This is a genomic window from Roseibium aggregatum IAM 12614, assembly GCF_000168975.1.
In the GTDB taxonomy this organism is placed as follows: domain Bacteria; phylum Pseudomonadota; class Alphaproteobacteria; order Rhizobiales; family Stappiaceae; genus Roseibium; species Roseibium aggregatum.
In genome coordinates, this window is record NZ_AAUW01000025.1 from 1 (window position 1) to 21,204 (window position 21,204).

Here is a 21,204-nt window from a genome sequence, read left to right on the forward strand (position 1 = left end):
AAGGCAGATCCGACACGAAGCGGTATTGCAGATTATGGTCGTTTCCACCGATCACCTCGCCAAGCTCGATGGAGAGCGTTGCCGGGATCGGGATGCCGCCGGGGGTGTCGTGATATTCATGCGTCGGGGTGATGTCGTCTGGCGCTTCCTGCACCCTGGCAATCACGTTTTGCGCGTAATAGGTCCGGATCTTGCCGATGGCCTGGTCCAGATCGACCGCCTGAGAGCGCAGAGAGGCATCCGAAACGGCGCGCAAGTCCATCCACACCGCAACCGGCAACATGCCAAGGCCGATCAGCACCAGAACAAGGAATACCGCCGGACGTTCGATGAGCGTGAGCCAGAATTTGTCGACGCGGCGGGGTTCTGTCTGCTTCATGGGAAAACCTGATTTTCAATATCAATTGAGACGAAATGGGGATCTGCAAGCATGTCTTGAGGGAAACCGGATCAGTGTCGCTATTATACGGTTGTCCGCCGCCACGGCCACAGCCGCAGATGAGATTTTGCAGTCTTGTTTTCAGCACGTTGAGACTGTCTAGTAGGAACGTCGAGTTCCAATGCGCAAGCGGGGCATCATGCAAACTCATCTTGTTTTTACGGTCATTGCAAAAGACCGGCCTGGCCTGGTCGAGCGGATGGCAGACATTATCGCCGGCACCGGCGGCAACTGGATCGAAAGCTCCATGGCCCGGCTCGGCGGCGAATTTGCAGGCATCGTTCGGATTGCGATCGAAGGGTTGCGGGCTGACGAACTGGTGGAAAAGCTGCAGGCCCTTTCCGCCGATGGCATAGACATCACGCTTCGCTCCGACCAGACCGGTGCCGAACTGCCGCAAGGCGCATTCGCCCATCTCGACCTGGTGTCTCAGGACCACCCGGGCATCCTTCGCGATATCACTCGCGTCCTCTCCGAACAGGGTGTCAGCATCGAACACCTGGAAACGGAAGTCGTCACCGGATCCATGCAGGGAGAAGCGCTGTTCAAGGCCTCAGCCGACCTGCGCCTGCCAAGCGGGCTGGACCCTGCGACCCTGAGCGAGGCGCTTCAGGAGACGGCAGGAGATCTGATGGCGGATATCAATCTGATTGACTGATGTTGTTCCGTCCTGCCAGACGAAAGCGTTTCGAAACAGGTCTGGCGGGGAGAAGCCTGCTGCAAATGCTTGATCGCCTTGATTTTTCTGGAGAACTCTGGCTGTCCGCCGGTCCTGGTGGCTGGACCTTCGTGACATTGCCGACCACATGTGCCGAACAAATCCGGTTTTTCACCGGCGGCCGACAAGGCAGAGCCTGGGGCATGATCAAGGTAAAGGCGCGGATCGGCGCGGCTGAATGGAGCACAACCATCTGGCCGGACAAGGCGTCCGGTTCGTTCCTGCTGCCGGTGAAGGCTGCCGTGCGCAAGAAAGAGAAGATCGCAGCCGGGGACAATGTTGACGTAAGCCTGTGGCTACAGGTGCCGCCGGGCTTTTGAAAGGCGAGGGCGGTTTGAACCGCTGTTCTCTTTCAGCCAGTCTCGGCCAGCCGGATCCAGGCGGGCGATTTTAGGCTGCAAGCGCCCAGTCGGCTGCATCCGTCCGCGCGCCGATCAGCGCAAGGCCGTTGGCAACGGACGTCAGCTCGTTGCCACCGGAAATCCGCTCCTGCCCAAACCGCTCGGCGAACTGGCGGCGCACCGCGGGCACGAAGGAGGTCCCGCCGGTCATGAACACCCTGTCGATATCGGCTTCGCTCAAACCGGCCTTTTCCAGCGTGACGTCAAGGGCCAGGTCCATCTTCTTCAGGTCCGGCGCGATCCAGCCATCGAAATCCGCGCGCTTCACGGTTGCCCGGAAGTCGGAACCGAGCGGTGCAAAGGTCAGTTCCGCCTCGTCTTCGGTTGAGAGTAGCGCCTTCGTTTCCGAAACGGATTTGTAAAGCGGGTAGCCCTGATCCTCTTCCACAAGGTCGATGAAGAGCTCGATCTTCTCCGGCTCGATGCAGTAGCGCAGCAGCTTCTTCATTTCCTTGAAATCATCGGAGGTCTTGAAGATCGACAGCATGTGCCAGCGGGCGAAATTGGAAAAGAGGTTGGGCGGTATTTCCAGGATCTTGCCCATGCTCCGGTAGCTGGTGCCCTTGCCGAGCTTCGGCAGAACCACATTGTCGATGATGCGGTAATCGAACGTATCCCCGGCAATGCCAACACCGCCACGGCCAAGCGGCGTGGCCTTCAGGTGCCCGGCTTCTGTTTCGAACCGCATGATCGAATAGTCGGTGGTACCACCGCCAAGATCGGCAACCAGGATGGTCGTATCCTGTTCCAGCGATTGCGCATAGGAAAAGGCGGCGCCGACAGGCTCCATCACAAAGAGGATGTCTTCAAAACCAACCTTCTGAAACGCCTTGCGGTACCGCTCCATCGCCAGAGCCTCATCCGGATTGTGCCCGGCAAACTCCACCGGTCGGCCGACGACAAGCCGCGTCGCCGCCGGATCAAACGCCGCTCCGGCCCGCTCGAACGCCCGCTGCAGAAACGTCGCCATCAGGTCTTCGAATTCAAACCGGACACCGAACACGCCTGTGCCCTTGAAAACCCGGCTCGCCGCAAACGTCTTCAGCGACTGGATGAACCGTACGTCCCCAAAGCTCTCGAGAAACTGCCGGATCGCCCAGGGCCCAACCTCCGCATTCAAAGCCCTGGCAGGCCCACGGTCGAGAAAACTGAGCACGGTCGGAAGCGACGTGAAACTGCTTGAGACGTCCTCAAACGTGACCGGCGTCGTCGCAGGCCCGTCAGCGAGCACTGCGACTGTGTTGGAGGTGCCGAAATCGAGGCCGATGGTATTAGGCATGACATGGAATCCTGATAAGTTTCAGGCCACGGCGCTTGCCGCCGGTGCGGCCGACACCATTCGGTAGGGCAAAGGTTTGGATGCTGGAGTGCGCGGGTTCGATACGAACGAAACACTGATAGGCAATAGGCAAGAGGGAGTCTAGATCGCTGTCATGCTCATTGACCAATCGGTGTCCGCCTGACAGCGCTGTGCCCGAACGTTTCTGGAAGGTCTCCTATAAAACTTTATCCACAATACGCGGGCCCACCGGCGGCAGCTTCGCATCATGCGATCGGAAGCTTGTTGTTGCCAACGTCATCTCCGTGGAAGTTGACCCAAGGGCGCGGGGCCGTTAGATGAGCGGGTCCATAATTTCGCCCGATCGGACTGGAAACTAACACAACGGCGTTTTACGGTCTGCAGCGCAAGAAACTAATCTGGTGTGACGTAATTGTATTCTGAACCTCTTCACAAGGGACTCCAACGGCAGTTTGCCATAGTCTTCGCGCTCGTTGTACGTGAAATGACAACGCGCTACGGAAACAAGTTTGGCGGATACATGTGGGCCGTTCTCGATCCAGTGTTGACCATTGCGATCCTTACCTTGGTGTTTTCAGGGATCGCTCATGTTCCGCCGCTAGGGCGGAGTTTTACGTTATTTTTCGCGACAGGCTACGCAGCGTTTTACATGTACCGTTCGACGTCTGATCAGGTTGCTTCGGCCATTGACGCGAACAGGGCCTTATTGAACTACCCGGTCGTACGCCCTTACGATGCAGTTATTGGTAGGATTGTCCTACAGGTCGCTACGCTTTTCGTCGTGAATTTACTTCTGTTCGGAGGGCTATGGTTTGTGGTGCCGTTCGAACAAATCGATCTCGGTCCTATCTTGCTGGCGTCCTTGATCGCCATAGTGCTTGGTGCTGGTGTCGGGGCCTCCAATATAGTCTGGTTTCACCTGAGCAGCACCTATCAGCAGGTCTGGGGCATTATCAACCGGCCGGCTTTCATCATCTCTGGCGTGTTCTTTCTACCTGACACTGTTCCGCATCCCTTTCGGGAGTATTTGCTCTGGAACCCACTTGTGCATGTCGTCGGATTGTTCCGAACCGGATTTTATCCGACCTACCGTGCCAATTACGTGGACATGCCCTATATCGTCGGCCTTGCCGTTTTTTCGATCGTTTTTGGGCTTTTCCTCATTTGGTTGTTTGATGCAAAACTGCGAGAGTCGAAATGATTCGACTGGACCGACTGACAAAGGCGTTCAAGCTGAAAGGTGAGACGCGCTACATTGCTAAGGATGTATCCTTCACTGTCCCACGCGGCAGTAGTGTTGGCCTACTCGGACGGAATGGAGCGGGAAAGTCGACGCTTCTGAGACTGATTGCGGGCACCATCAAACCGACGTCCGGCCGGATCATTCGTTTGGCAAACGTATCTTTTCCACTTGGGTTCCAGGGCAGTTTCAACGGATCTCTAACCGGGGAACAGAACGTACGCTTCGTCGCTCGTATCTACGGTCACGACACCGATGAACTTGTTAACTATGTGCAGGATTTCGCCGAACTGGGAAAATCCTACTATATGCCTGTCAACAGTTACTCGTCCGGGATGAAAGCCAGGCTCGCATTCGGGGTCAGCATGGGTATCGATTTCGACTACTACCTGGTGGATGAAATCACGGCAGTAGGCGATTCGAACTTCCAGAAAAAATGTAGGCGCGTTTTCGAGGAAAAATTACAGAATTCAGACATAATCATGGTATCGCATTCCAACGCTGCATTGAAGGACTATTGCACGACTGGAATTGTGCTAGAAGATGGGTTGTTAACGTATTTTGCTAACATTGATGATGCCATCGCGTTACATGATGAAAATATGGCTCGCCGCTAGGTTTGCCCGCTTCGGTTCAAGGTTTGAAAAATGTCTTCTGCAGAAAAATTAGCTGAGAGTGAGGCGTCACCCGGGTCTAAAGGCGCCGTTTTCAAGCTTCCGTCCAAGAAGGATGGCCCGTTAGCAAAAAAACGTGAGAAAGACGGTAAACTCGTATCTCGTCTGAAGAAATCCGGCCTTGATCCGCAGAAGCTCCTAGATCTCGCCCTTCCGGGTACGACCGCAAAGTCGGTTGCGAAGACCCGGCACAGACTGATCATACTCGGCTTCTTTCTATTTGTTGCGCTGCCCTCCGCCGCCTTTTCTGCCTACATGTTTTTTTGGGCGAGTGACCAGTATCACAGCACCGCAGCTTTCGCGGTGCGTAGCTCTAATACTGTCGCACCTATGGAAATTCTCGGCATGGTGATGGGCGGCGGCGGCGGATCTGAGTCGACGACCTCAAATAGCTATATCGTCACGGACTACATCCAGAGCCAAGCGATTCTGGAGGACCTGCCCAAGGAACTCGATCTGCAGACGATCTTCAATCGCGAAGCGTCGGATTTCCTTTTTTCGATGGGAACAGACCTGCCGATCGAAGACCAACTCAGTTACTGGAACGGCATGGTCGACGTGAGTTTCGATGCGACTTCCAGTGTAATATACGTCGATGTCCGTTCATTCCGGCCGACAGATTCCGTAGTGATCGCGGAAGCGATCCTGGAACGCAGCGAGATCCTGGTCAACAAACTATCTGAAGCCAACCGGCGTCAGTCAGTGCGCTATGCCGAGGAAGCGCTCGCGCGAGCCGAGGCGCGGCTCAAGGCAATTCGCAAGCAGATGCTGGCCTACCGTCAGGAAACGCAGGAAGTCGATCCCGAAGCGAATGCGGAAATCGCGGCGGAAATGATCGCTGGCCTCGACCGGGAGCGGGCCAGCCACGAGGCTGAGAAGGCCACCCTGATGAGTTATCTTGACGAGGATTCTCCGCGCATCCGGATGCTGGACCAGCAGATTGCCGCTCTTCAGGGCGAGATCGCCTCAGTTCGTAAGCGACTCGGCACCGGCGGGACAGGCTCCGACGAAGCTGGGGATCGCCGCAATAACCTCTCCCTTAGGCTAGCCGACTATTCGGAATTGGCGGTGGAAGAGGAATTTGCGCAGCAGCTTTATGTGACCTCGCTGGCGAGTCTTGAAAAGGCCAGGCAAGAAGCCGACAACAAAAGCCTCTATCTGGCGACATTCATTCGGCCGACGCTCTCGGAGGAAGCCCAGTATCCGAGCAGGTTCCTCTATTCTCTTGCAGTTTTCCTGATGCTGGCCGGTCTGTGGTCAGTGGTCGTGTTGCTCTATTACAATGTCCGGGACAGAACCTGATCATCGGGGTGTGACTTCGAAAACCGTTTTCCGGGACCGGATTGAACACAAACATGCTGATCGGCATTGCGACATCCGGCCTTTGGCGTCTGCGGTATGCGGTTGAACTTATGACCGGCTGCACAGCTTGCCGGCTTCCTCCTTTGGGGTTGGGCGTTGACGCGATAGCTGGCTGGGGTCACAAGCCGACCGCTGACCGGGCGCGTGAAATCGCAAGATTGCAGGGCATTCCCTATATCGCCTTCGAGGATGGGTTTCTGCGCTCGATCAGTCCCGGAAGCGGCGAAAAGCCGCTGTCCATGGTGATGGACCGGACGGGGATTTATTACGACGCCAGGCAGCCGAGCGACCTTGAAGCAATGGTAAGGAAGCGCGCGTCGTCGCCGCAGCCGCTTGCTCAAATACGGCTCTCAATGGAAACTCTCAGGAAATCGCGTCTCTCAAAATACAATAACTCCAAAATTCAAGATGTGTTGGCCCTGCAGTTGAAAGCCTCCAGGCCGGAGGATCGCGTACTTGTGGTCGATCAGACGGCCGGTGATGCTTCGATAGCTGGGGCCATGGCCGGCGAGGACACCTTTGCAGAGATGCTGGATGCCGCTGCGACGGAAAACCCGGGTGCAGAAATAATAGTCCGCGTCCATCCTGAAGCCAGGCTCGGCAGAAAATCCGGACATTTTGGATACGAGAGGCTGCAAGAGATTGCGAAAGCCAAGCCCGAGGTGGAGAAAGCGCTCAAGACCGACCTGTTGAGACTGACCGCGGAGCCAATCAATCCTTGGTCCTTGCTGGAAGCGTGTTCGACCTTGTATTGCGTTTCCAGCCAACTCGGCTTCGAAGGTGTGATGGCTGGTTGCACGGTACATTGTTTTGGAGCGTCATTTTATAATGGATGGGGTCTCACAAATGACAGGTCGAAAAAAACATTAAATGGCCGTGAAAAGGTAAGTATCGAAGTTTTGTTCGCAGCAGTATATCTGGATTACGTAAGATATATAGATCATGAGGAAAGGAAAAATTCTACCTACGAAGATACTATTAGGAGGATATTATTTAATTTATCAAAATAAGCGAAATAATTTTCAATATATATATTTCTTGAAAGAGGTTACTTCTCTCCGGGGCACGCGAGAGCGTGCAGAGACAAGGGCACTGATGTAATCCCAATACAAATCGAGACCCTACATCAAGCAAGGTCTAGCAAGAAATACAACAGACACTGCGTTCCAAATCAAAGCTGACTTCAAATGACACCCTAGAGCATGTCCGCTCTTTCTAGGATCATTTGATGTCGAAAAGCAGTTCACTCGGCGAGGCGCGTCGCGAAGTGCGATGCGGTGCAGCGGTCAAGCGGCGTAACGCTGCCGATGGACTGCTTTGTGTCACCCGAAAGGCCGGGCTTTTTCTGAAGTGGTCCCGGAAATCCGGACAGGTTGCTAAGGTGTATCCCATTAATTTGAAGGGATACGAGAATGGCGAAACGCCGGAATTTTTCGGACGCGTTTAAAGCGAAGGTCGCGCTTGAGGCATTGCGGGGTGACAAGACGATCCAGGAGATCGCAGCCAAGTATCAGGTACATCCGAACCAGGTGAGCACGTGGAAACGTCAGGCTGTCGAAGGCATGGCGGATGTGTTCGCCCGTGGAGGCAAATCCGAGGGGCCGACGGAAGCGGAGGTCAAGGAATTGCACGCCAAGATCGGGAGGCTGAGCGTCGAGAACGATTTATATGAGGCCGTTTCTGTCAATAGGGTTGCAAAGCACCATCACCCGCAGAGCGCGAGTGCTAATACGTTATAGTTCGGACGGTTCGATCGTTGCGCGACGGTCATGCGGATATGCCCGCATCAACTTATATCCGGTAGCTCCATGACGGCTGACCACAATCTTGCATTCACGCGGACGGATCGGGGACGGGTTCACACTTTTTGCCGGCGCTCCGAGGGTGCGCCAATCGTTGACACGACGCCCGTCATCCCGCCCTCAGACCTCTGGCCGGAGGTCTGAAGCTCTTTCGTTCTTCAGTTTATGCCATGGTTGGTGACAGTCGTGCCCTCTCTGGCAGAACGCCTGTTTCCACGTAGCGCCACAGCACAATGGCAAGCTTGCGGGCCAGTGCGATCAGCATAATCCGGCGCATGCGGCCGCCCTGGCCTTGTGTTCGAGTCAGATACCAGCGCGAAAGGGGACTGTCTGGCTGATATTTGATCCAGAGCCAGGCGATCTCAATCAGAATGCGCCGTGCCCACGCGTTGCCAGCCTTGGAAATGCCTTGGCATTTGGTCACAGTTCCGCTGTCGTATGCGCTCGGTGTCAGGCCAAGATACGACGCCAAATGGCGGCGCGATGCGAACGTTCGTGCAAAGACTTCGCGGGCAAGAATGGCGGAGGCTGTTCCGCCGATACCATGAAGCTGCTCAAGATCCAGTCGCTTCTGTTCGACTGCTGGGGACTGCGCATCGGCTGTGTCGCGCTCCTTCTCGACCTCACGCAGTTGATCTTCGACCATGATCAGGCGGGCATATTCGCGCTTTAATTCCGCGAGAAGACGTCGTGGGAGCCTGTGTCCCTCCGCTGTCTGGAGTTGGGTGAAGTCAATGCGGTTTCGGCGCTGCCTTGGTTCAACGTCACGAATGCCCTGGGCAAAGAGCAGCCCCTTGATCCGGTTGACGTGGGCTGTGCGCTCATGGATGAGCCTGTCCCGCTCGCGATGTGACCTGCGTGCGTCTTCTTCTTCGACGCTCAATATGCGCACTTGCGCGCAGACATGACGTTCCCCGCGATCAAGTGCTGCCAGCGCCCTGAGCATCGCCAAAGCATCGATACGATCCGTCTTGACCCGTCGCGCCCGGCGATTGACCTGCAGGCTTGCTGGATCGAGCACGCGAACATCAAAGCCTTGGGCGATCAGAAAGCGGGCAAGCCAGAAACCGTCATGCCCGGCCTCAAAGCAAATGATCATACGCCCACTGCTGTGTGTAGCGGCCAGTCGTCGAAGAAGCCCCTTCGTGTCACCACCAGAAAGTCGATGTATCGACGGCTTGTCGCGGTCCGGATGGGCGATGCCGACGATCCAGCTGCGCTTGCTGAGCTCAATCGCTACGTAGGCCGTCGAGTTTGCGTCGTGATACTGATCCATAGTGTGCCTCCCGTATCAAATTAACGCGGTCAGCCTATCCGAGAGCCAGAGCCGCTCTCATAGGATCTTTTTAGCGCAAGGGCTCAAGAAGTGAGCCCGGCAAAGAAGAAGGCGATGATCCGCCGGGACCATCCGGATCTGAGCATCAGTCAGCAATGCAAATTGGTGAAGTTGAGCCGTGCGGCGTTCTACTACATGCCAGTCGGGGTCAGCGGGGCAACGCTGGAATTGATGAAGGCCATCGACCGGGCCTTCACCAAATATCCGTTTTTTGGAAGCCGACAGATTGCTGCCTATCTGCGCCGCGACGGTATCGTGGTCGGCCGCCATCGGGTTCGCCGTCTGATGGCGAAGATGGGACTGGAAGCGATCTACAAACGGCCGAGAACCAGCCAACCGCATCCGCAGCACAAGGTTTATCCCTATCTGCTGCGGGGCATGACGATCGGCCGGCCGAACCAGGTCTGGTGTTCGGACATCACGTTCATCCCCGTGAAGCACGGTTTTCTGTATCTGGTTGCGATTATGGATTGGGCGACACGGAAAGTTCTGAGCTGGCGGCTGTCGAATACGATGCACGCCGACTTCTGCGTCGAAGCCTTGAACGAGGCTATCGCCCGGTTCGGACCGCCGGAGATCATGAATACCGATCAGGGATCTCAGTTCACTGGATCGGCCTGGATCACCACGCTGACCGAAGCTGGCATACGCATCTCGATGGACGGGCGTGGCCGGTGCATGGACAACATCTTCATCGAACGGCTGTGGCGATCCTTGAAGCAGGAAGCGGTTTATCTCGAAGACCTGACCGACGGCTTCAAGGCGCACGGTGTCATTCGTAACTGGATGAAATTTTACAACACCGAACGGCCTCATTCAGCCCTTGAGCACAAAACCCCGAGGGAGGCATATTGGGCTGACAGAAACCTGAAATTGGCGGCATGAAAACCAACCTGGATACACCTTAAACAAGCCGCTGACCTGTCCGGAAAACCAGGACCACTTCATTCGTCCGCTGACCGCGTTGGCTTACGCTTGTGGTGGAATCGCACCACCGTGCGCAACCCGCCTTTTCAGCAAAGGCAATCGCTCCAATCGAATGAACCTACATAGAGTGGACATACTCTAGACACCAATGAGCTTATCGGAGAAATGACGCTTGTAGCCAACTGGGATGATCAGCAGGGGAAAAAAATGTAGTCGCGTCTAATGAAGAATGCCCGCTCGTATTTAACCAGATGCTTGATTAAATCCCCGGACGGCACACCGCCCTCATTGCTCTCCAGTGGGTCCGCTACAGTGCCCGCCGCCGAGGAAAAAGTCAGACAGGCGGCCAACTTGTTCAGGCTGCGCGGCTTTGCTGCGAACAGCCAGGCTAAAGGTCCGTTGAGTGTCATTAGGTCAGACGCGCAGATTTTGTCCGGATCGGTAGGCAAGCCCGACAAGCCACCAAATGGCCAATAGCCACGCTTGCTTAACACCGCAATTCCCGGATAGACAACAAGGTCAGCTTCATGCGGATCCTGCAGGCTGCGTAAATCTTCGACCGAATGGCTCGCCACGTCGGGATCCTTGCTGAGCGGAACGCAGACAGCGTCGGCACCGCCGAGTCCGATGTCTGCCAAGTCAGCAACGAAACGCACGACCCGCTGCCTCGAATCCGTGCCACCAACTTTATATCCCTCTCCCGACTCCAGTTTGCATTCGTCCAACTCTTGGAACGAATTCACGGAGTACTCGATGTCTTCCACGTAATCCGGAACCAGATCGGCACAATGCAGATGAAGCCCACCCTTATCCTGAAGAGCTTGCCCGATGATGTGGCGCGTGAGTACCTTTACCGCAGCGTTTGGTCTTTCTGAACTGCAATCTCGCTCGAACAGTTCTTTGTACTGAACCTTTGGAAAGGCATCGAGTTTCCCCCCGATGGTGGCATCCCGAATCACAAAACCGTTTTCTTTTGCGACGTTGTTGGCGTGCTGGTAGGCTTTGTAGCAATTTTCGAGTTTCGGTAAATGCCACTTCTTTCCTCTTCCAAAGTAATTTGGATGAAAATGATTTGGATCATCTTCATTGGAAAGAATGGAGTTGGCTTTTATTTCGGAGTCCTTAGGAACCTTGTAATCGAAATCGACGCCAATTAGAATAATGTCCTTGAAACCAAGAAACTTGGCAATCTGGAAGTTCAGATATGTGACAGTCTGACCGACGTAGGCTGTCTTGGAGATATCAAAACTGAATCTGGGTTCGCAGAAGTACTTGCTGCTCTTGTAGTAGAACTCCCAATTCACCGGCAGGAAAAAGTGATTTTCGCGCTCTCCCACTGCTTCTCTATATTTGTTTGGAAAAAATTTGTACTTGCAATCTAGTGCGCGAATCTCCGGCAGGTTGTCATCAACGACGTGATTGTCCTCCACTGCATAGAACGTTGGCCTGAAATTTGCGATCTGTTCAAGAAGGTAGACACCATTAACGCCGAAAGTATATTCGTTACGCAGCTGCCACAGGTCTGTTTTGTTGAGCGACGGTCCGTTTCCGATGATGAAACATCGGTGTGAACTGAAACGGTCCCGCAAGGACTCAAGGCGATGCCGGTCTTTTTCAGGGATCTTTTCCTGTTGGGAGGCTGCATATTTTCCCGTCTTGAAACCTCCCGTATTTCGATCCTGGTCTAGAAGAACGCTTTTTTCTTCATAGATTTCAAGATTGACACGCGCCGGGTATTTTCTGCCGGAGGCTTCGCTGTTTTCGGTAAAGACTTCTCTCGCCAATCGTTCGATGTCTTCATTCGCCTTAAGACCGGGAAGCGCGTGAACCATAGCCGCCATGAAACGCTGCTCATGTATTGGCAAGCCACTCATCCTCGTGACGTATTTTTCCCGATCCTTCAGGTAAATACGCTGGCAAGCTTGTTTTATCGCGGTAAGTTTCTCAACCGTACCTGTCGGTTTGTCTGTGAGCGAAAACCTGAGGTCCTCGTAAAGAACCCGTTTCAAGTACAAATTCGGGAATTGCTCCCAATGGTGTTTTGCGTAAAGGTGTGCAAACGCACGGTATTTAAGCACACTGAAGGCGTGCCGCTGGTCAGATGCAACCCTTTTCGAATGGCGCTGGTCAGTGCGGTGCAACAGAACATTTTCCGTATCGACGTAATTACTGTAACCCGCTTTTTGCGCCCGGATTGCAAAGTCGCTGTCCTCGAACCCATAAGGATCGAACAATTCGTCCAATTCGCCGATTTCCTCAACCAGACCTATTCCGAAGAACTGACAACATCCTGGAATATTTGAGACGACGATTTCGGTTTGGGCAGCATCAAAAAAGAGCTGGTGAAAATTAGCCTGCAGCTTAACGGAACTCATCTTCTGATTATTGAAGGAAGGAAATACCGTTTCAGTTATCGCAGCAGAGATGAATTCCATGTTGAAGTAAGCGAAATCGTAGTCAGCGACCATGCCAGCATGATCAACGAACTCGTGACTGAATTTGCTCTGGATGGCCTTCTTGATTTCCGTCGAGGCAGGTAACTTCCGACCGGCTTCCAGATCCTGCAGGAGTGCAGGCTGCTTGAATCGCTCCAGGCGTTTACAGACTTCCGGATAGTTAAGCACAACCGGACCGACAATGCCCGGCTTCTCCATTCTTCCGTAGAAGTCTTTTATTCGTCCAAGGTAATCCGAAGGAAGGATCGTATCGCTATCGAACAGAGCAATTGCGTCGAACGCGTATCGGTCTATTTTCGAGAATAAAAAATTCCTGGAACTCGCAACTCCGTATTTTTTGTCTGACTGAAAATACTTAATACGGTCGTATTTCGCACAAAAATTCTCAAGTCCGCTATCACTTCCAGAATGCAGGAAAACATAAACCCCGTCATCACTCTCCAACTGAGGAAGCAACGACTGAATACAGAGTTTCGCCACTTCCACTTCGTTGGGCATAGCCACAATCAAGACGGCAGTTCTAAGCGGCATCTAAATCACCATTTGAGGATAGAAGTGTTGAGAAACTGAATAGGAGAGCATTGTCCGGGACGGCATCGCTCTCAATTGCCTGCAGCTAAAATTCATTGTGCTTTTTTTTAGATCCCGTGACCAGATTCAGCACAGGCAATTTCTTTACGGCTTCAACCACGTCCGAAACGCTGGGAACGTTCAGTCTCTTTGCTTTTGCCAGTTTCTGACGCAGCTTTGCATTCTGCGCCTGCAGGTCCCGTGCAATTAAATGTTTGCGCTCGTTCTCGCGCTCTGCGGTCACGAGCTGTTTCAAGGCAGCTTCTTCGCGCTCTCTCGCCAACAGAAGTTGCTTTGCAACTTCATCGAATGAATCATCAAATCCGATGGAGCTGTAGATGCCGATCATTCTTGAATAATTGTCCCGAATATCCTCCTCAATTTGATCTTCAAATTTATCAATTAACTCTTTACGTTTCTCTTCTTGTATACTTCTTACTTCGGAAAGAAAACTATAGTAGCGGCTCATTTCTTACACCGGTTTATTGGGAATGGACAGGATCTCAATGATAGGCATTTGATTTCTCTTACCACTATTGAAAGAAGTCAGGCAAGTGTCGCGTCCGTACCCGCGGGACGCTATCTGGGCTGCTCTCCTGGAGTTTTCCTCGCTTTGAACCGCGGTTGTTCCGATCGCAACTGAAGGAAACAGACCAAATACAAAAGAACTCGATGTTCCGGTCAGTAGATCAGCCTATACTTGTCCGTGGGAACAGTAGTAAAAACGGAACCACAGTAACGAGATTGAAGGCAGGCCAACGGAGACTAATCGAAACGGGCCTTCGTCGGTTCGCTCAGCAAGCTTCTAACTGGTCTAGTCCATCAGCGACGATGTCCTCATCGATGAGCCAGGAGCTCATGTCTGTGCGCATCGAGAACGACTGTCCTCCAACCGCAAGCAGCTCAAGTTTTCTGTGCGCTGTTATCGTAAAATGATGCCGGATTACACGCATTAACTCAGGGTAAAAAAAACAGCAAACTTTTGCCTGCTCCCGCATAAATACGATCCCTCCCAGCGCGCTGCCATGCGGCGCCGCAATAGACTCTGCATTTCGGAACAGCGAAATCTCATCCGCGACTGACAGATGGGCGAATTCAACCGGGCGATAATCCCGTTTATCCAATTGCTGCAGGATGCGATCTTCGTTTATCCAGCGCCGACGGCCGCTACGCACTTGCCTCGCCGCATATATCCGTTTCGGGAAGGCGGAAGTATCGACCTTCATTGAAGCCAATGCGCGGTCGGCAATGGTGTCATAGAGATCGAAGACCTCGGGAGCGATATAGTCATACATTCGCGCCGGCCTGCTCGGCACAAGCAACATATCGCCGTCGACCCATTCTTCCGGTCCGAGTTCAATCAGCCGATCCTGGGAAACTCCGGCGTAATGAAGCATCTCCTTCTGTTTGGCTGACAGCGGCCCTGATATGGCAACCGAAATGCCTCCCAATCCCATGTTTTCCAGATGAGGGAGCACCCAGAGCTTGCTCAGAACATCAATCAACCAGTGCGAATAAACATGGTGGTAGAGTGCGCCGACCAAAAGGACCGGACCGTCAGTTGTCCTCGACGGCACGGGCCTTTTTCGAGGCCGGAAATACCCGGGCTTCCCCGCGACCAGAAACCTTTGGTCGAGAAATCCAATGTAGGCTTGATCCTTGCCTTCGCTCAGCGGAAAGCTGGGTCCCCAAGTGCTATATTCGCCGGGGTCGACTGGCGGAAGGAACGATTCTTCGAAGATCCTGTTGTCTTGCGTGATTGCCACTCCCATTCCATTGAAAATGGCATTGGGCAGGAATGACAGGGACAAGTCCTTGATAAGGAATTCCTGCTGGGTAAGTTGCTCCACCGTCTTGCCGGAGGAGCGCTCCATAATGACTTTGGGCTTTGTGCTTGCGATGAATTTATGTTCGGGACGTAGAATAAGACTCGTTGCTTCCTTGACGCGATCGAGGCTGCCGGCGTCGATTTGATCAGTTGTCGCGATGTCACGGACACGCCTTATCGGGTAGAAAATCTGATCCACATTGTTGGCATTCACGGGCCTCATGGCGGGATTAACCTTGAGATCGACCGTGTTGTCCGAAAAGTTTTTGTAAAAATTCTCGATTATAACCAGTTGGAAGGCGCCGCAATCCAGAGAGTCGGTCACTTCGATATTCTCATTTTTACTTTTTAAAGCGTCATCGAGGTCTTTAACGTCTCTCGACTTTATTTTCAGAATAACAACTGTCCCGGTATTGGCGGCCGAGGACAGGCGCTGAAGTGTTTCTACAATTGCTTTTGCCGGGTTCTTGGTGGACAGAGCTATCACGTGCGCGGTGTATTCACGTTCAAGTGATTGCATCAGTTCCGTTGTGAGACTGTCCACCTTCCATGAAGTCTCAGAGCTTCCACCGGTCCCGCTTGCAGAGAGACCGGCTGTTTTGTTTCTAAATTTACCGCCAGTTCCCAGCTGAACCAAACTTGAGTGAAGGTTGGCCAGTTCCGGAGTTAGCGCCTGCCATGTAGAGCAGTCCGAATCCAGTAGAAGGGCGAGGGGCTTCGGTGCCCCAACACCCGAAGATTCGAAGTCTCGTTGGATGCAGGCAAAATGCAAAACGGCGAAGAATACGGGGTCGATGCGAGAATCTTCCGAAAGCTTGCGCGCGAGCAACTCCCTGTAGAATTTACCCATTGCATCGCTTCCAAGAGCCGGAAGCATGCGATTGGGTTGTCCGGAAAGAGCTGCAGCCAATCGCTCGATGCCGCGAGACAATGCGCTTTTTTCCGCAAGATTTCCCTCGCGAAAGCGCTGACAAAATACCTTCAGATCCACGCGAAACAGCCCTTTACAGTTTTGTCAGGTCTGGAACACGGATAACATCTTCCTCGTAGTCGTCCTTGTCTCGTGAGTGCTTGGAGACAACGATGAACGTCGTATCTTCAAGAAACTCCATTGCATGCTCGACCATTGGAGGTGAATAAAAAACGCTTCCAGTTTCAAAAATTTCTGTTGTCGGCTTTTCATCACTGCCGACGGGGCGATGATAATACTTTATCTTGCCTGAAATTACGTAGCTATAATGCCAATCGGACTGATGGTAATGATTTGCCCGTATGGCACCTGCTTTCGAGGTTATCAACGCACAGCCGCCCATCTGGGAGTCCAGGATCGGTTGAATTGTTCCCCGCGCGTCAACGAAGGGCGGGATCGCCTCACATGCTGCCTTATCGGGTGATTTCAGACGCGGTGTTGTCGCCATGACACTTGTTTCCTTTTCTGGAGATTAAATCAGCAGCGTGTCTGTTCGTAGCGCTGCGCGTTACGACAGTGCTTTTTCCTGCATTTACATCTGGTCGAAATGATCGCGTACCGTATTGAGAGCCATTTCCAGTCCGCGGTCCAACTCCACCTGAGGCTCGTATCCCAGGGACCTTAGTCTACTGATATCAGGACAACGGCGCATGGTTCCACCGGACGGAAGTCCGCTAGGCACGAAGTTGGTATCGATTTCCAGCGCCTTGGCAATCCGTTTTGCCAGATCGAGAATCGAAATTTCTTGATCTGTACCTACGTGATAGGTGTGCAGATGCTCACCTTTATCCATCGCCAGAAGCGTTCCATTGACGAAATCGTCGATAAACACAAAAGAACGGGACGCGGCACCATTCCCTTCAAGCGGCACGTCAACCGTTTTCGCCTGCGGATTGGCCTTCCTTGCCTGAAGAATTTTCATAGCCAACTCCGGTACAACATGGTCAAACCCCATATTGGGTCCGTACACGTTATGCGGCCTGACGACGATCGCTTTTTCCATGGCGTCGCGGCAATAGTTCATAGTCATGAGTTCGCCGGCAATTTTCGATCCGCCATAGGAATACCTAGGGTTCACAGCATCCGGCAGGTATAATCCCACACTTTCGTCAGTCGGCACCACTTTAGGTGTCTGATAAACTTCAGAACTCGACATGAACAGGAATTTTTTTATGCCTTGTGATATCGACTCATCCAGGAGGAGGTGTGTCCCGATCACGCCGACTTCCAGGACCTGCCTGGGAATATTGTAAAAATTCTTTGTCCCGTTAATCGCCGCGAGATGATAAATTTCCGAGCAGCCTTCGACCGCTTTCTTGACGACTTCTCGCTCGCGGATATCACCAAGCACTAGCTCGTAATTTTCTTCGGCCGCCTCAAGGTACTTCGCATTACCTCTCAGCTGATTGTCCAGTATGCGCACGGTTTTTCCACGCATTCTGAGTTCATGAGCGAGGCTCCGACCGATGAAACCCAACCCCCCGGTGACCAACACAGTACTCAAGACCAATTCCTTTCATTCACCGCTCTGCGCATCTGTTCGAAAGCACCGCACAGCGCAACTTCAAATATCTTCCAAAGAAGTTTAGTTAAACCCTCGAGAAGCGCACCACGACCTCATGTTTCTGGAAACTCTGGACACAATTCAACTGCACTCGCTCGATTGGAAATAATAGGGGGCACCTTCAGACGAGAGCGCTCTAACAGTCAGTGGCGCAGGAGTAGACAGACAAATCTTGTGGGGCGAGGATAGAAACGTCTTCTTTCTCGACATTTTATTTTGGGCGCCAGACAAGAACCCCATACGGCTCATGCAGCATGGTTCCAAAAGTAAGTCGTCTTTGGTCCAGGATTTCCACCTTGTTGGCATCGGCGAGACGCATAAGCTCAGTCTGGTAGCCTCTCAAGTAGCCTCTCTTGTTGTGGTAAAGTCGGCCGAGGGCATCGAAAATAGGCTCGTCTTCGTAATTCTCGTAGATTGGCTCGATCTGAATGCAAATTTTCGGCTTTGCCTCGAGCAGCATTTTGAGAATGCCTTGCCACTGCGTACCAAGCTGTTCAAACGAGTGAACCGAAAGCACGACGTTGTCCGTCAACGTTCCGAGGCTTTCACGCCCTTCAAGCGACAGCATGTCCAACCGCGCACCCATAGCACGTCCGTCATAGTAAGTTGAAATCTTGTTGGTGATTTCAACCGAGGGCTCTGCCCAGTCTGCCCCGACGACCTGGCTACTCTTGAACATGTTCAGAAGCAGGTAGACGTTGGCCGCACTGCCCGTTCCCAGATCGACGATTCGATCGCCATCTTGAATGTAGTTAGCATAAAGTGTTGTCTTGACGGCGTGGCAGAGCGCGAACTCGAACAGCTTGTCCTGACGCAGCGCATAATCCCCGTCGAAGCGAAAGGCGTCGAACTTGAAATATTGCGGGCAGAGCGTATCGTAATCGAAAGATGCCTCGGCAATCCTGTCATGGATTTCGCCCCACCCTTTGCGCCAGGCATCAATACGGTGCGCACCGGAGCGTTTCAGGGAGTCATCCTGCAGAAATCCGACGACATCCAACAAAATCTTATCACGCTCATCAGTCGTCGGCCGACGGTATCGCAGGTGACTTTCTGCATCAAACCAGTCTGTAACGGCAGCCGAAGACATCGGAACGCCGCAACGCTCTGCGATCTCCGATAGCTTCAAAACCTCATACGCCAAAACGGACTCTTCCAACGAACCAATGCCTGTGTCGGTCATGATCGCATTTTCCTTGTAATTAAAGCCTGCTGGAACCGGTTTCCCGCTCGCGAACCGCGATCGCGTCTCTGATACGCTCAACAGAGGTCTTTCGCCAAGCCGGCAAGAGCCCGCATGCCCTTTCGATGGAGACGATAGGCGCCTGATAGTTGATCGGTCCAAACTCAATGTTGCGCCCGGCAAGACATGCCACGTCCTTCAGTGTGACAGTGTCCGCCGCAGCCAAATTGAAAAAACCTTCTGCAGAGCGGTTCAACGCCACCTCCATGAAGTCTCCGATTTCATCATGGCAAATGTAGTTAAAGCGAGAGGCACCGGACAACGGAACTGAGTGGGTCGCACCGGTTAAGATGCGCTTGGTGACATTGCCGGGAGAATACGGTCCGAGCGTTGATGACAGCCTTAGAATAAGGAATTTACCGCCTGTTCGATGCGCCCAATTGACGACATGCCGCTCTGACAGCAACTTCGCTATGCCATAAAATTCGGGCACGTCGTCCAACTTGATCGGCTCATCCTCACGAAGGCTGTGCCCTTCAAGCGGATATACGGAAACGCTGGATATCAAAACAAATTTTTGCTCGCAAAGGCGAAGAACTTTTGACGTGAGATCGAAGGAATCAGAAGCATAGTCGTCCAAGCTATCTGTATCTACGTCTTTGGCCCTGCTATGAGCGCAATGAATGACCAAGTCATATTTCGTATCTTGGGAAAAAATTTCGTCAGCGTTTTCGCGCGTCATCGCAGTCGCGCGGAACCGTTCGCAAAGAGCTCGACCCAGACCGCTGCGGGCTCCTGTTACCAACACTGAAATTTCGTCAATGAGCATTGCCAGTCAGTTTTTGTCGTTGGCCAAAATTATGCAACATCCGGTCATACATGCTCAAATGCGGCCGTCATGCCAGGGGAGCCCAACGGGGGCATCCATAGCAACATACTCTTTTGGTCGTGAATTCCTATTCACACGAGACCGCGAACATGACTCGCGCGTTCTAAAGTTTCAACTGTTTTGATGTTAGGAGTTGAAAAAAGCGAATGAGTGCTATAGCGAAATGCTCGTCAGTCCGGGTGCTACGGGTGAAATCTATCTTATGAATTTCCGCTATAAAAAGAACGATACATGTCGAATGTGTGGTTCGTCAGATCTCAGCCTGGTTCTGGATCTAGGCGACCAACCACCTTCAAACGCCTTCGTCAAAACAGAAGATATTCCGACAGAGCAAAGCTTTCCTTTGAGGTTGTTTCGCTGCAGGTCCTGCGGCTCCTCCCAGCTCCTGGATGTGGTGAACGCGCAAGACGTTTTCGACGACTATTACTACCTTTCCTCCACCTCTGGAGCCTTGCGGAATCACTTCCAGGGTTTGGTTGACGGACTGCTGAGCGATTACAGCCCGAATGAAAATTCGGTCATCGTTGACGTTGGTGCGAATGACGGCATCATGCTCGACCGGTACCCCAAGGATCGTTTCCGTCTGGTCGGCGTTGAGCCTTCTTCTGCAGGGCAATACGCTGAGCAGAAGGGGCATATTATTGTAAAAGACTTTTTCGGTCAGGAAGTCGGGCGGCGGATCAAAGAAGAATACGGGCCGGTTGCGCTAGTGACTGCAACAAATGTTTGCGCGCATGTCGACGACATGGTGAATTTCATGTCGGGTTTTGCTGAAATGCTGGATGACGACGGTCTCGCAGTGTTTGAGTGCTCGTACCTGCCCGACATGATGGAAGGCGTTTATTTCGATACAATTTACCATGAGCATCTGTGCTACCATGGCCTGACCCCACTCAAGGCCCTGTTGCGAAGAGTCGGTCTTCGAGCCGTGAAAGCCGAGCGCATTTCATTCGGTGCATCGGGCCCGGCTCTGCGTTTGACCGTCGCTCTGGAGAGATCCGGGCGAAAAGAGGGGGCATCTGTCCAATCGATGCTCGACGCGGAAGCGGCCTGGGGACTGATGTCAGATGCTCCCTATGACCGCTTTGCCGAAAAGGTCGAAAGCGCGACCAGGGAGCTTCGCGAAACAGTAGCCAAGCAGAAAGAATCCGGTAATCGGATCGGTGTGTTTACAGCACCTGCAAAGGGTAATACGCTCCTTAATTCGGCTAGATTTACTTCTGAAGATCTTGAAGCAGTTGCCGAGAACAACGCGTTGAAATGTGGAAAGCTGACGCCAGGCAGTCATATTCCAGTGATTTCTGATGAGGAATTCCTGGGAAGAAAATTTGATATGGCCCTTCTGCTGTCCTGGAACTACGCAGACTTCTTTGTTTCGAACTCTGATTTTGTGAAACAGGGTGGCCGCTTTATTGTGCCGCTGCCCAGGCCGGTTATTCGCCCTTAAGGCCTTAAGAGGGAGCCTGTGTCCCAATTTAGCGAAGTTACCCGCGCATGCAACGCTCACCGCAGCACAGTCTGTCCCACCCACTTTCTCGGAACACT

The 21,204-nt window shown here is 53.0% G+C and carries 18 protein-coding genes and 1 pseudogene; 9 read left to right on the plus strand and 10 right to left on the minus strand.

What is annotated here, in order from left to right; all coding sequences use genetic code 11:
* Nucleotides 1–379: pseudogene (locus SIAM614_RS26365) on the minus strand (adenylate/guanylate cyclase domain-containing protein); the annotation flags it as partial.
* A gap of 199 nt (nt 380–578) precedes the next feature.
* On the opposite strand from SIAM614_RS26365, the gene SIAM614_RS26370 reads away from it, so the two are divergent.
* Nucleotides 579–1,097: a glycine cleavage system protein R gene (locus SIAM614_RS26370; RefSeq protein WP_040441243.1), complete on the plus strand. Its 519-nt coding sequence runs from the start codon at nt 579–581 to the stop codon at nt 1,095–1,097.
* A gap of 65 nt (nt 1,098–1,162) precedes the next feature.
* Nucleotides 1,163–1,477: a DUF1905 domain-containing protein gene (locus SIAM614_RS26375; protein WP_040441219.1), complete on the plus strand. Its 315-nt coding sequence runs from the start codon at nt 1,163–1,165 to the stop codon at nt 1,475–1,477.
* A 70-nt stretch (nt 1,478–1,547) separates the two neighbouring features.
* Here SIAM614_RS26375 and SIAM614_RS26380 read toward each other — a convergent pair whose 3' ends face one another.
* Nucleotides 1,548–2,837, minus strand: coding sequence for an Hsp70 family protein (locus SIAM614_RS26380; RefSeq protein ID WP_006939259.1), 1,290 nt, complete (start codon nt 2,835–2,837; stop codon nt 1,548–1,550).
* Between the two features lie 433 nt (nt 2,838–3,270).
* Here SIAM614_RS26380 and SIAM614_RS26385 point away from each other — a divergent pair, with 433 nt between their 5' ends.
* From SIAM614_RS26385 to SIAM614_RS26405, 5 genes are all read left to right on the plus strand, one after another.
* Entirely contained in the window at nt 3,271–4,059 is a 789-nt protein-coding gene (locus tag SIAM614_RS26385) for an ABC transporter permease (RefSeq protein WP_006939261.1), read from the plus strand.
* A complete protein-coding gene (locus tag SIAM614_RS26390; RefSeq protein WP_006939263.1) occupies nt 4,056–4,715 on the plus strand; it encodes an ABC transporter ATP-binding protein in 660 nt (219 codons plus the stop codon). Before SIAM614_RS26385 ends, SIAM614_RS26390 begins: the two co-directional genes overlap by 4 nt.
* Nucleotides 4,716–4,745: 30 nt before the next feature.
* The gene (locus SIAM614_RS26395; protein WP_157140105.1) at nt 4,746–6,074 is read left to right on the plus strand and encodes an RkpR, polysaccharide export protein; all 1,329 of its coding nucleotides are present in this window, start codon (nt 4,746–4,748) and stop codon (nt 6,072–6,074) included.
* 53 nt (nt 6,075–6,127) lie between these two features.
* Nucleotides 6,128–7,144, plus strand: coding sequence for a capsular polysaccharide export protein, LipB/KpsS family (locus SIAM614_RS26400; RefSeq protein ID WP_006939271.1), 1,017 nt, complete (start codon nt 6,128–6,130; stop codon nt 7,142–7,144).
* Nucleotides 7,145–7,546: 402 nt separating this feature from the next.
* Nucleotides 7,547–7,873, plus strand: coding sequence for a transposase (locus SIAM614_RS26405; protein WP_006931134.1), 327 nt, complete (start codon nt 7,547–7,549; stop codon nt 7,871–7,873).
* Nucleotides 7,874–8,099: 226 nt separating this feature from the next.
* Here SIAM614_RS26405 and SIAM614_RS26410 read toward each other — a convergent pair whose 3' ends face one another.
* Nucleotides 8,100–9,212 (minus strand): IS110 family RNA-guided transposase, encoded by a 1,113-nt coding sequence (locus SIAM614_RS26410; protein WP_006931135.1) that lies wholly within the window; start codon nt 9,210–9,212, stop codon nt 8,100–8,102.
* A 90-nt stretch (nt 9,213–9,302) separates the two neighbouring features.
* Between SIAM614_RS26410 and SIAM614_RS26415 the strand changes: the two genes are divergently transcribed.
* Nucleotides 9,303–10,157: an IS3 family transposase gene (locus SIAM614_RS26415; RefSeq protein WP_006939273.1), complete on the plus strand. Its 855-nt coding sequence runs from the start codon at nt 9,303–9,305 to the stop codon at nt 10,155–10,157.
* Nucleotides 10,158–10,390: 233 nt separating this feature from the next.
* Here SIAM614_RS26415 and SIAM614_RS30900 read toward each other — a convergent pair whose 3' ends face one another.
* The 7 genes from SIAM614_RS30900 to SIAM614_RS26450 all read right to left on the minus strand — a co-directional run bounded on the left by SIAM614_RS30900 (nt 10,391) and on the right by SIAM614_RS26450 (nt 19,599).
* Entirely contained in the window at nt 10,391–13,186 is a 2,796-nt protein-coding gene (locus SIAM614_RS30900; protein WP_006939275.1) for a 6-hydroxymethylpterin diphosphokinase MptE-like protein, read from the minus strand.
* 85 nt (nt 13,187–13,271) lie between these two features.
* Nucleotides 13,272–13,694, minus strand: a complete 423-nt coding sequence (locus SIAM614_RS26425; protein WP_157140106.1) for a hypothetical protein — start codon at nt 13,692–13,694, stop codon at nt 13,272–13,274.
* Between the two features lie 325 nt (nt 13,695–14,019).
* Complete coding sequence (locus SIAM614_RS26430; RefSeq protein WP_157140107.1) at nt 14,020–16,044, minus strand: glycosyltransferase family 61 protein; 2,025 nt, start codon at nt 16,042–16,044, stop codon at nt 14,020–14,022.
* A 13-nt stretch (nt 16,045–16,057) separates the two neighbouring features.
* On the minus strand, nt 16,058–16,471 hold the full coding sequence (locus SIAM614_RS32255; protein ID WP_157140108.1) for a polysaccharide biosynthesis C-terminal domain-containing protein: 414 nt from the start codon (nt 16,469–16,471) through the stop codon (nt 16,058–16,060).
* An 84-nt stretch (nt 16,472–16,555) separates the two neighbouring features.
* On the minus strand, nt 16,556–17,518 hold the full coding sequence (locus SIAM614_RS26440; RefSeq protein WP_267871953.1) for an NAD-dependent epimerase/dehydratase family protein: 963 nt from the start codon (nt 17,516–17,518) through the stop codon (nt 16,556–16,558).
* A 280-nt stretch (nt 17,519–17,798) separates the two neighbouring features.
* Nucleotides 17,799–18,770: a hypothetical protein gene (locus SIAM614_RS26445; protein ID WP_006939290.1), complete on the minus strand. Its 972-nt coding sequence runs from the start codon at nt 18,768–18,770 to the stop codon at nt 17,799–17,801.
* Between the two features lie 19 nt (nt 18,771–18,789).
* A complete protein-coding gene (locus SIAM614_RS26450; protein WP_006939292.1) occupies nt 18,790–19,599 on the minus strand; it encodes an NAD-dependent epimerase/dehydratase family protein in 810 nt (269 codons plus the stop codon).
* 193 nt (nt 19,600–19,792) lie between these two features.
* Here SIAM614_RS26450 and SIAM614_RS26455 point away from each other — a divergent pair, with 193 nt between their 5' ends.
* Complete coding sequence (locus tag SIAM614_RS26455; RefSeq protein WP_157140109.1) at nt 19,793–21,106, plus strand: class I SAM-dependent methyltransferase; 1,314 nt, start codon at nt 19,793–19,795, stop codon at nt 21,104–21,106.
* Nucleotides 21,107–21,204: the final 98 nt, after the last annotated feature.

Excerpts from the sequence above, each read along its gene's own strand:
- SIAM614_RS26370 (WP_040441243.1), top strand. The coding sequence starts at position 579 with ATGCAAACTCATCTTGTTTTTACGGTCATTGCAAAAGACCGGCCTGGC.
- SIAM614_RS26375 (WP_040441219.1), top strand. The coding sequence starts at position 1,163 with ATGCTTGATCGCCTTGATTTTTCTGGAGAACTCTGGCTGTCCGCCGGT.
- SIAM614_RS26380 (WP_006939259.1), bottom strand. The coding sequence starts at position 2,837 with ATGCCTAATACCATCGGCCTCGATTTCGGCACCTCCAACACAGTCGCA.
- SIAM614_RS26390 (WP_006939263.1), top strand. The coding sequence starts at position 4,056 with ATGATTCGACTGGACCGACTGACAAAGGCGTTCAAGCTGAAAGGTGAG.
- SIAM614_RS26395 (WP_157140105.1), top strand. The coding sequence starts at position 4,746 with ATGTCTTCTGCAGAAAAATTAGCTGAGAGTGAGGCGTCACCCGGGTCT.
- SIAM614_RS26400 (WP_006939271.1), top strand. The coding sequence starts at position 6,128 with ATGCTGATCGGCATTGCGACATCCGGCCTTTGGCGTCTGCGGTATGCG.
- SIAM614_RS26405 (WP_006931134.1), top strand. The coding sequence starts at position 7,547 with ATGGCGAAACGCCGGAATTTTTCGGACGCGTTTAAAGCGAAGGTCGCG.
- SIAM614_RS26410 (WP_006931135.1), bottom strand. The coding sequence starts at position 9,212 with ATGGATCAGTATCACGACGCAAACTCGACGGCCTACGTAGCGATTGAG.
- SIAM614_RS30900 (WP_006939275.1), bottom strand. The coding sequence starts at position 13,186 with ATGCCGCTTAGAACTGCCGTCTTGATTGTGGCTATGCCCAACGAAGTG.
- SIAM614_RS26425 (WP_157140106.1), bottom strand. The coding sequence starts at position 13,694 with ATGAGCCGCTACTATAGTTTTCTTTCCGAAGTAAGAAGTATACAAGAA.
- SIAM614_RS32255 (WP_157140108.1), bottom strand. The coding sequence starts at position 16,471 with ATGGCGACAACACCGCGTCTGAAATCACCCGATAAGGCAGCATGTGAG.
- SIAM614_RS26445 (WP_006939290.1), bottom strand. The coding sequence starts at position 18,770 with ATGACCGACACAGGCATTGGTTCGTTGGAAGAGTCCGTTTTGGCGTAT.
- SIAM614_RS26450 (WP_006939292.1), bottom strand. The coding sequence starts at position 19,599 with ATGCTCATTGACGAAATTTCAGTGTTGGTAACAGGAGCCCGCAGCGGT.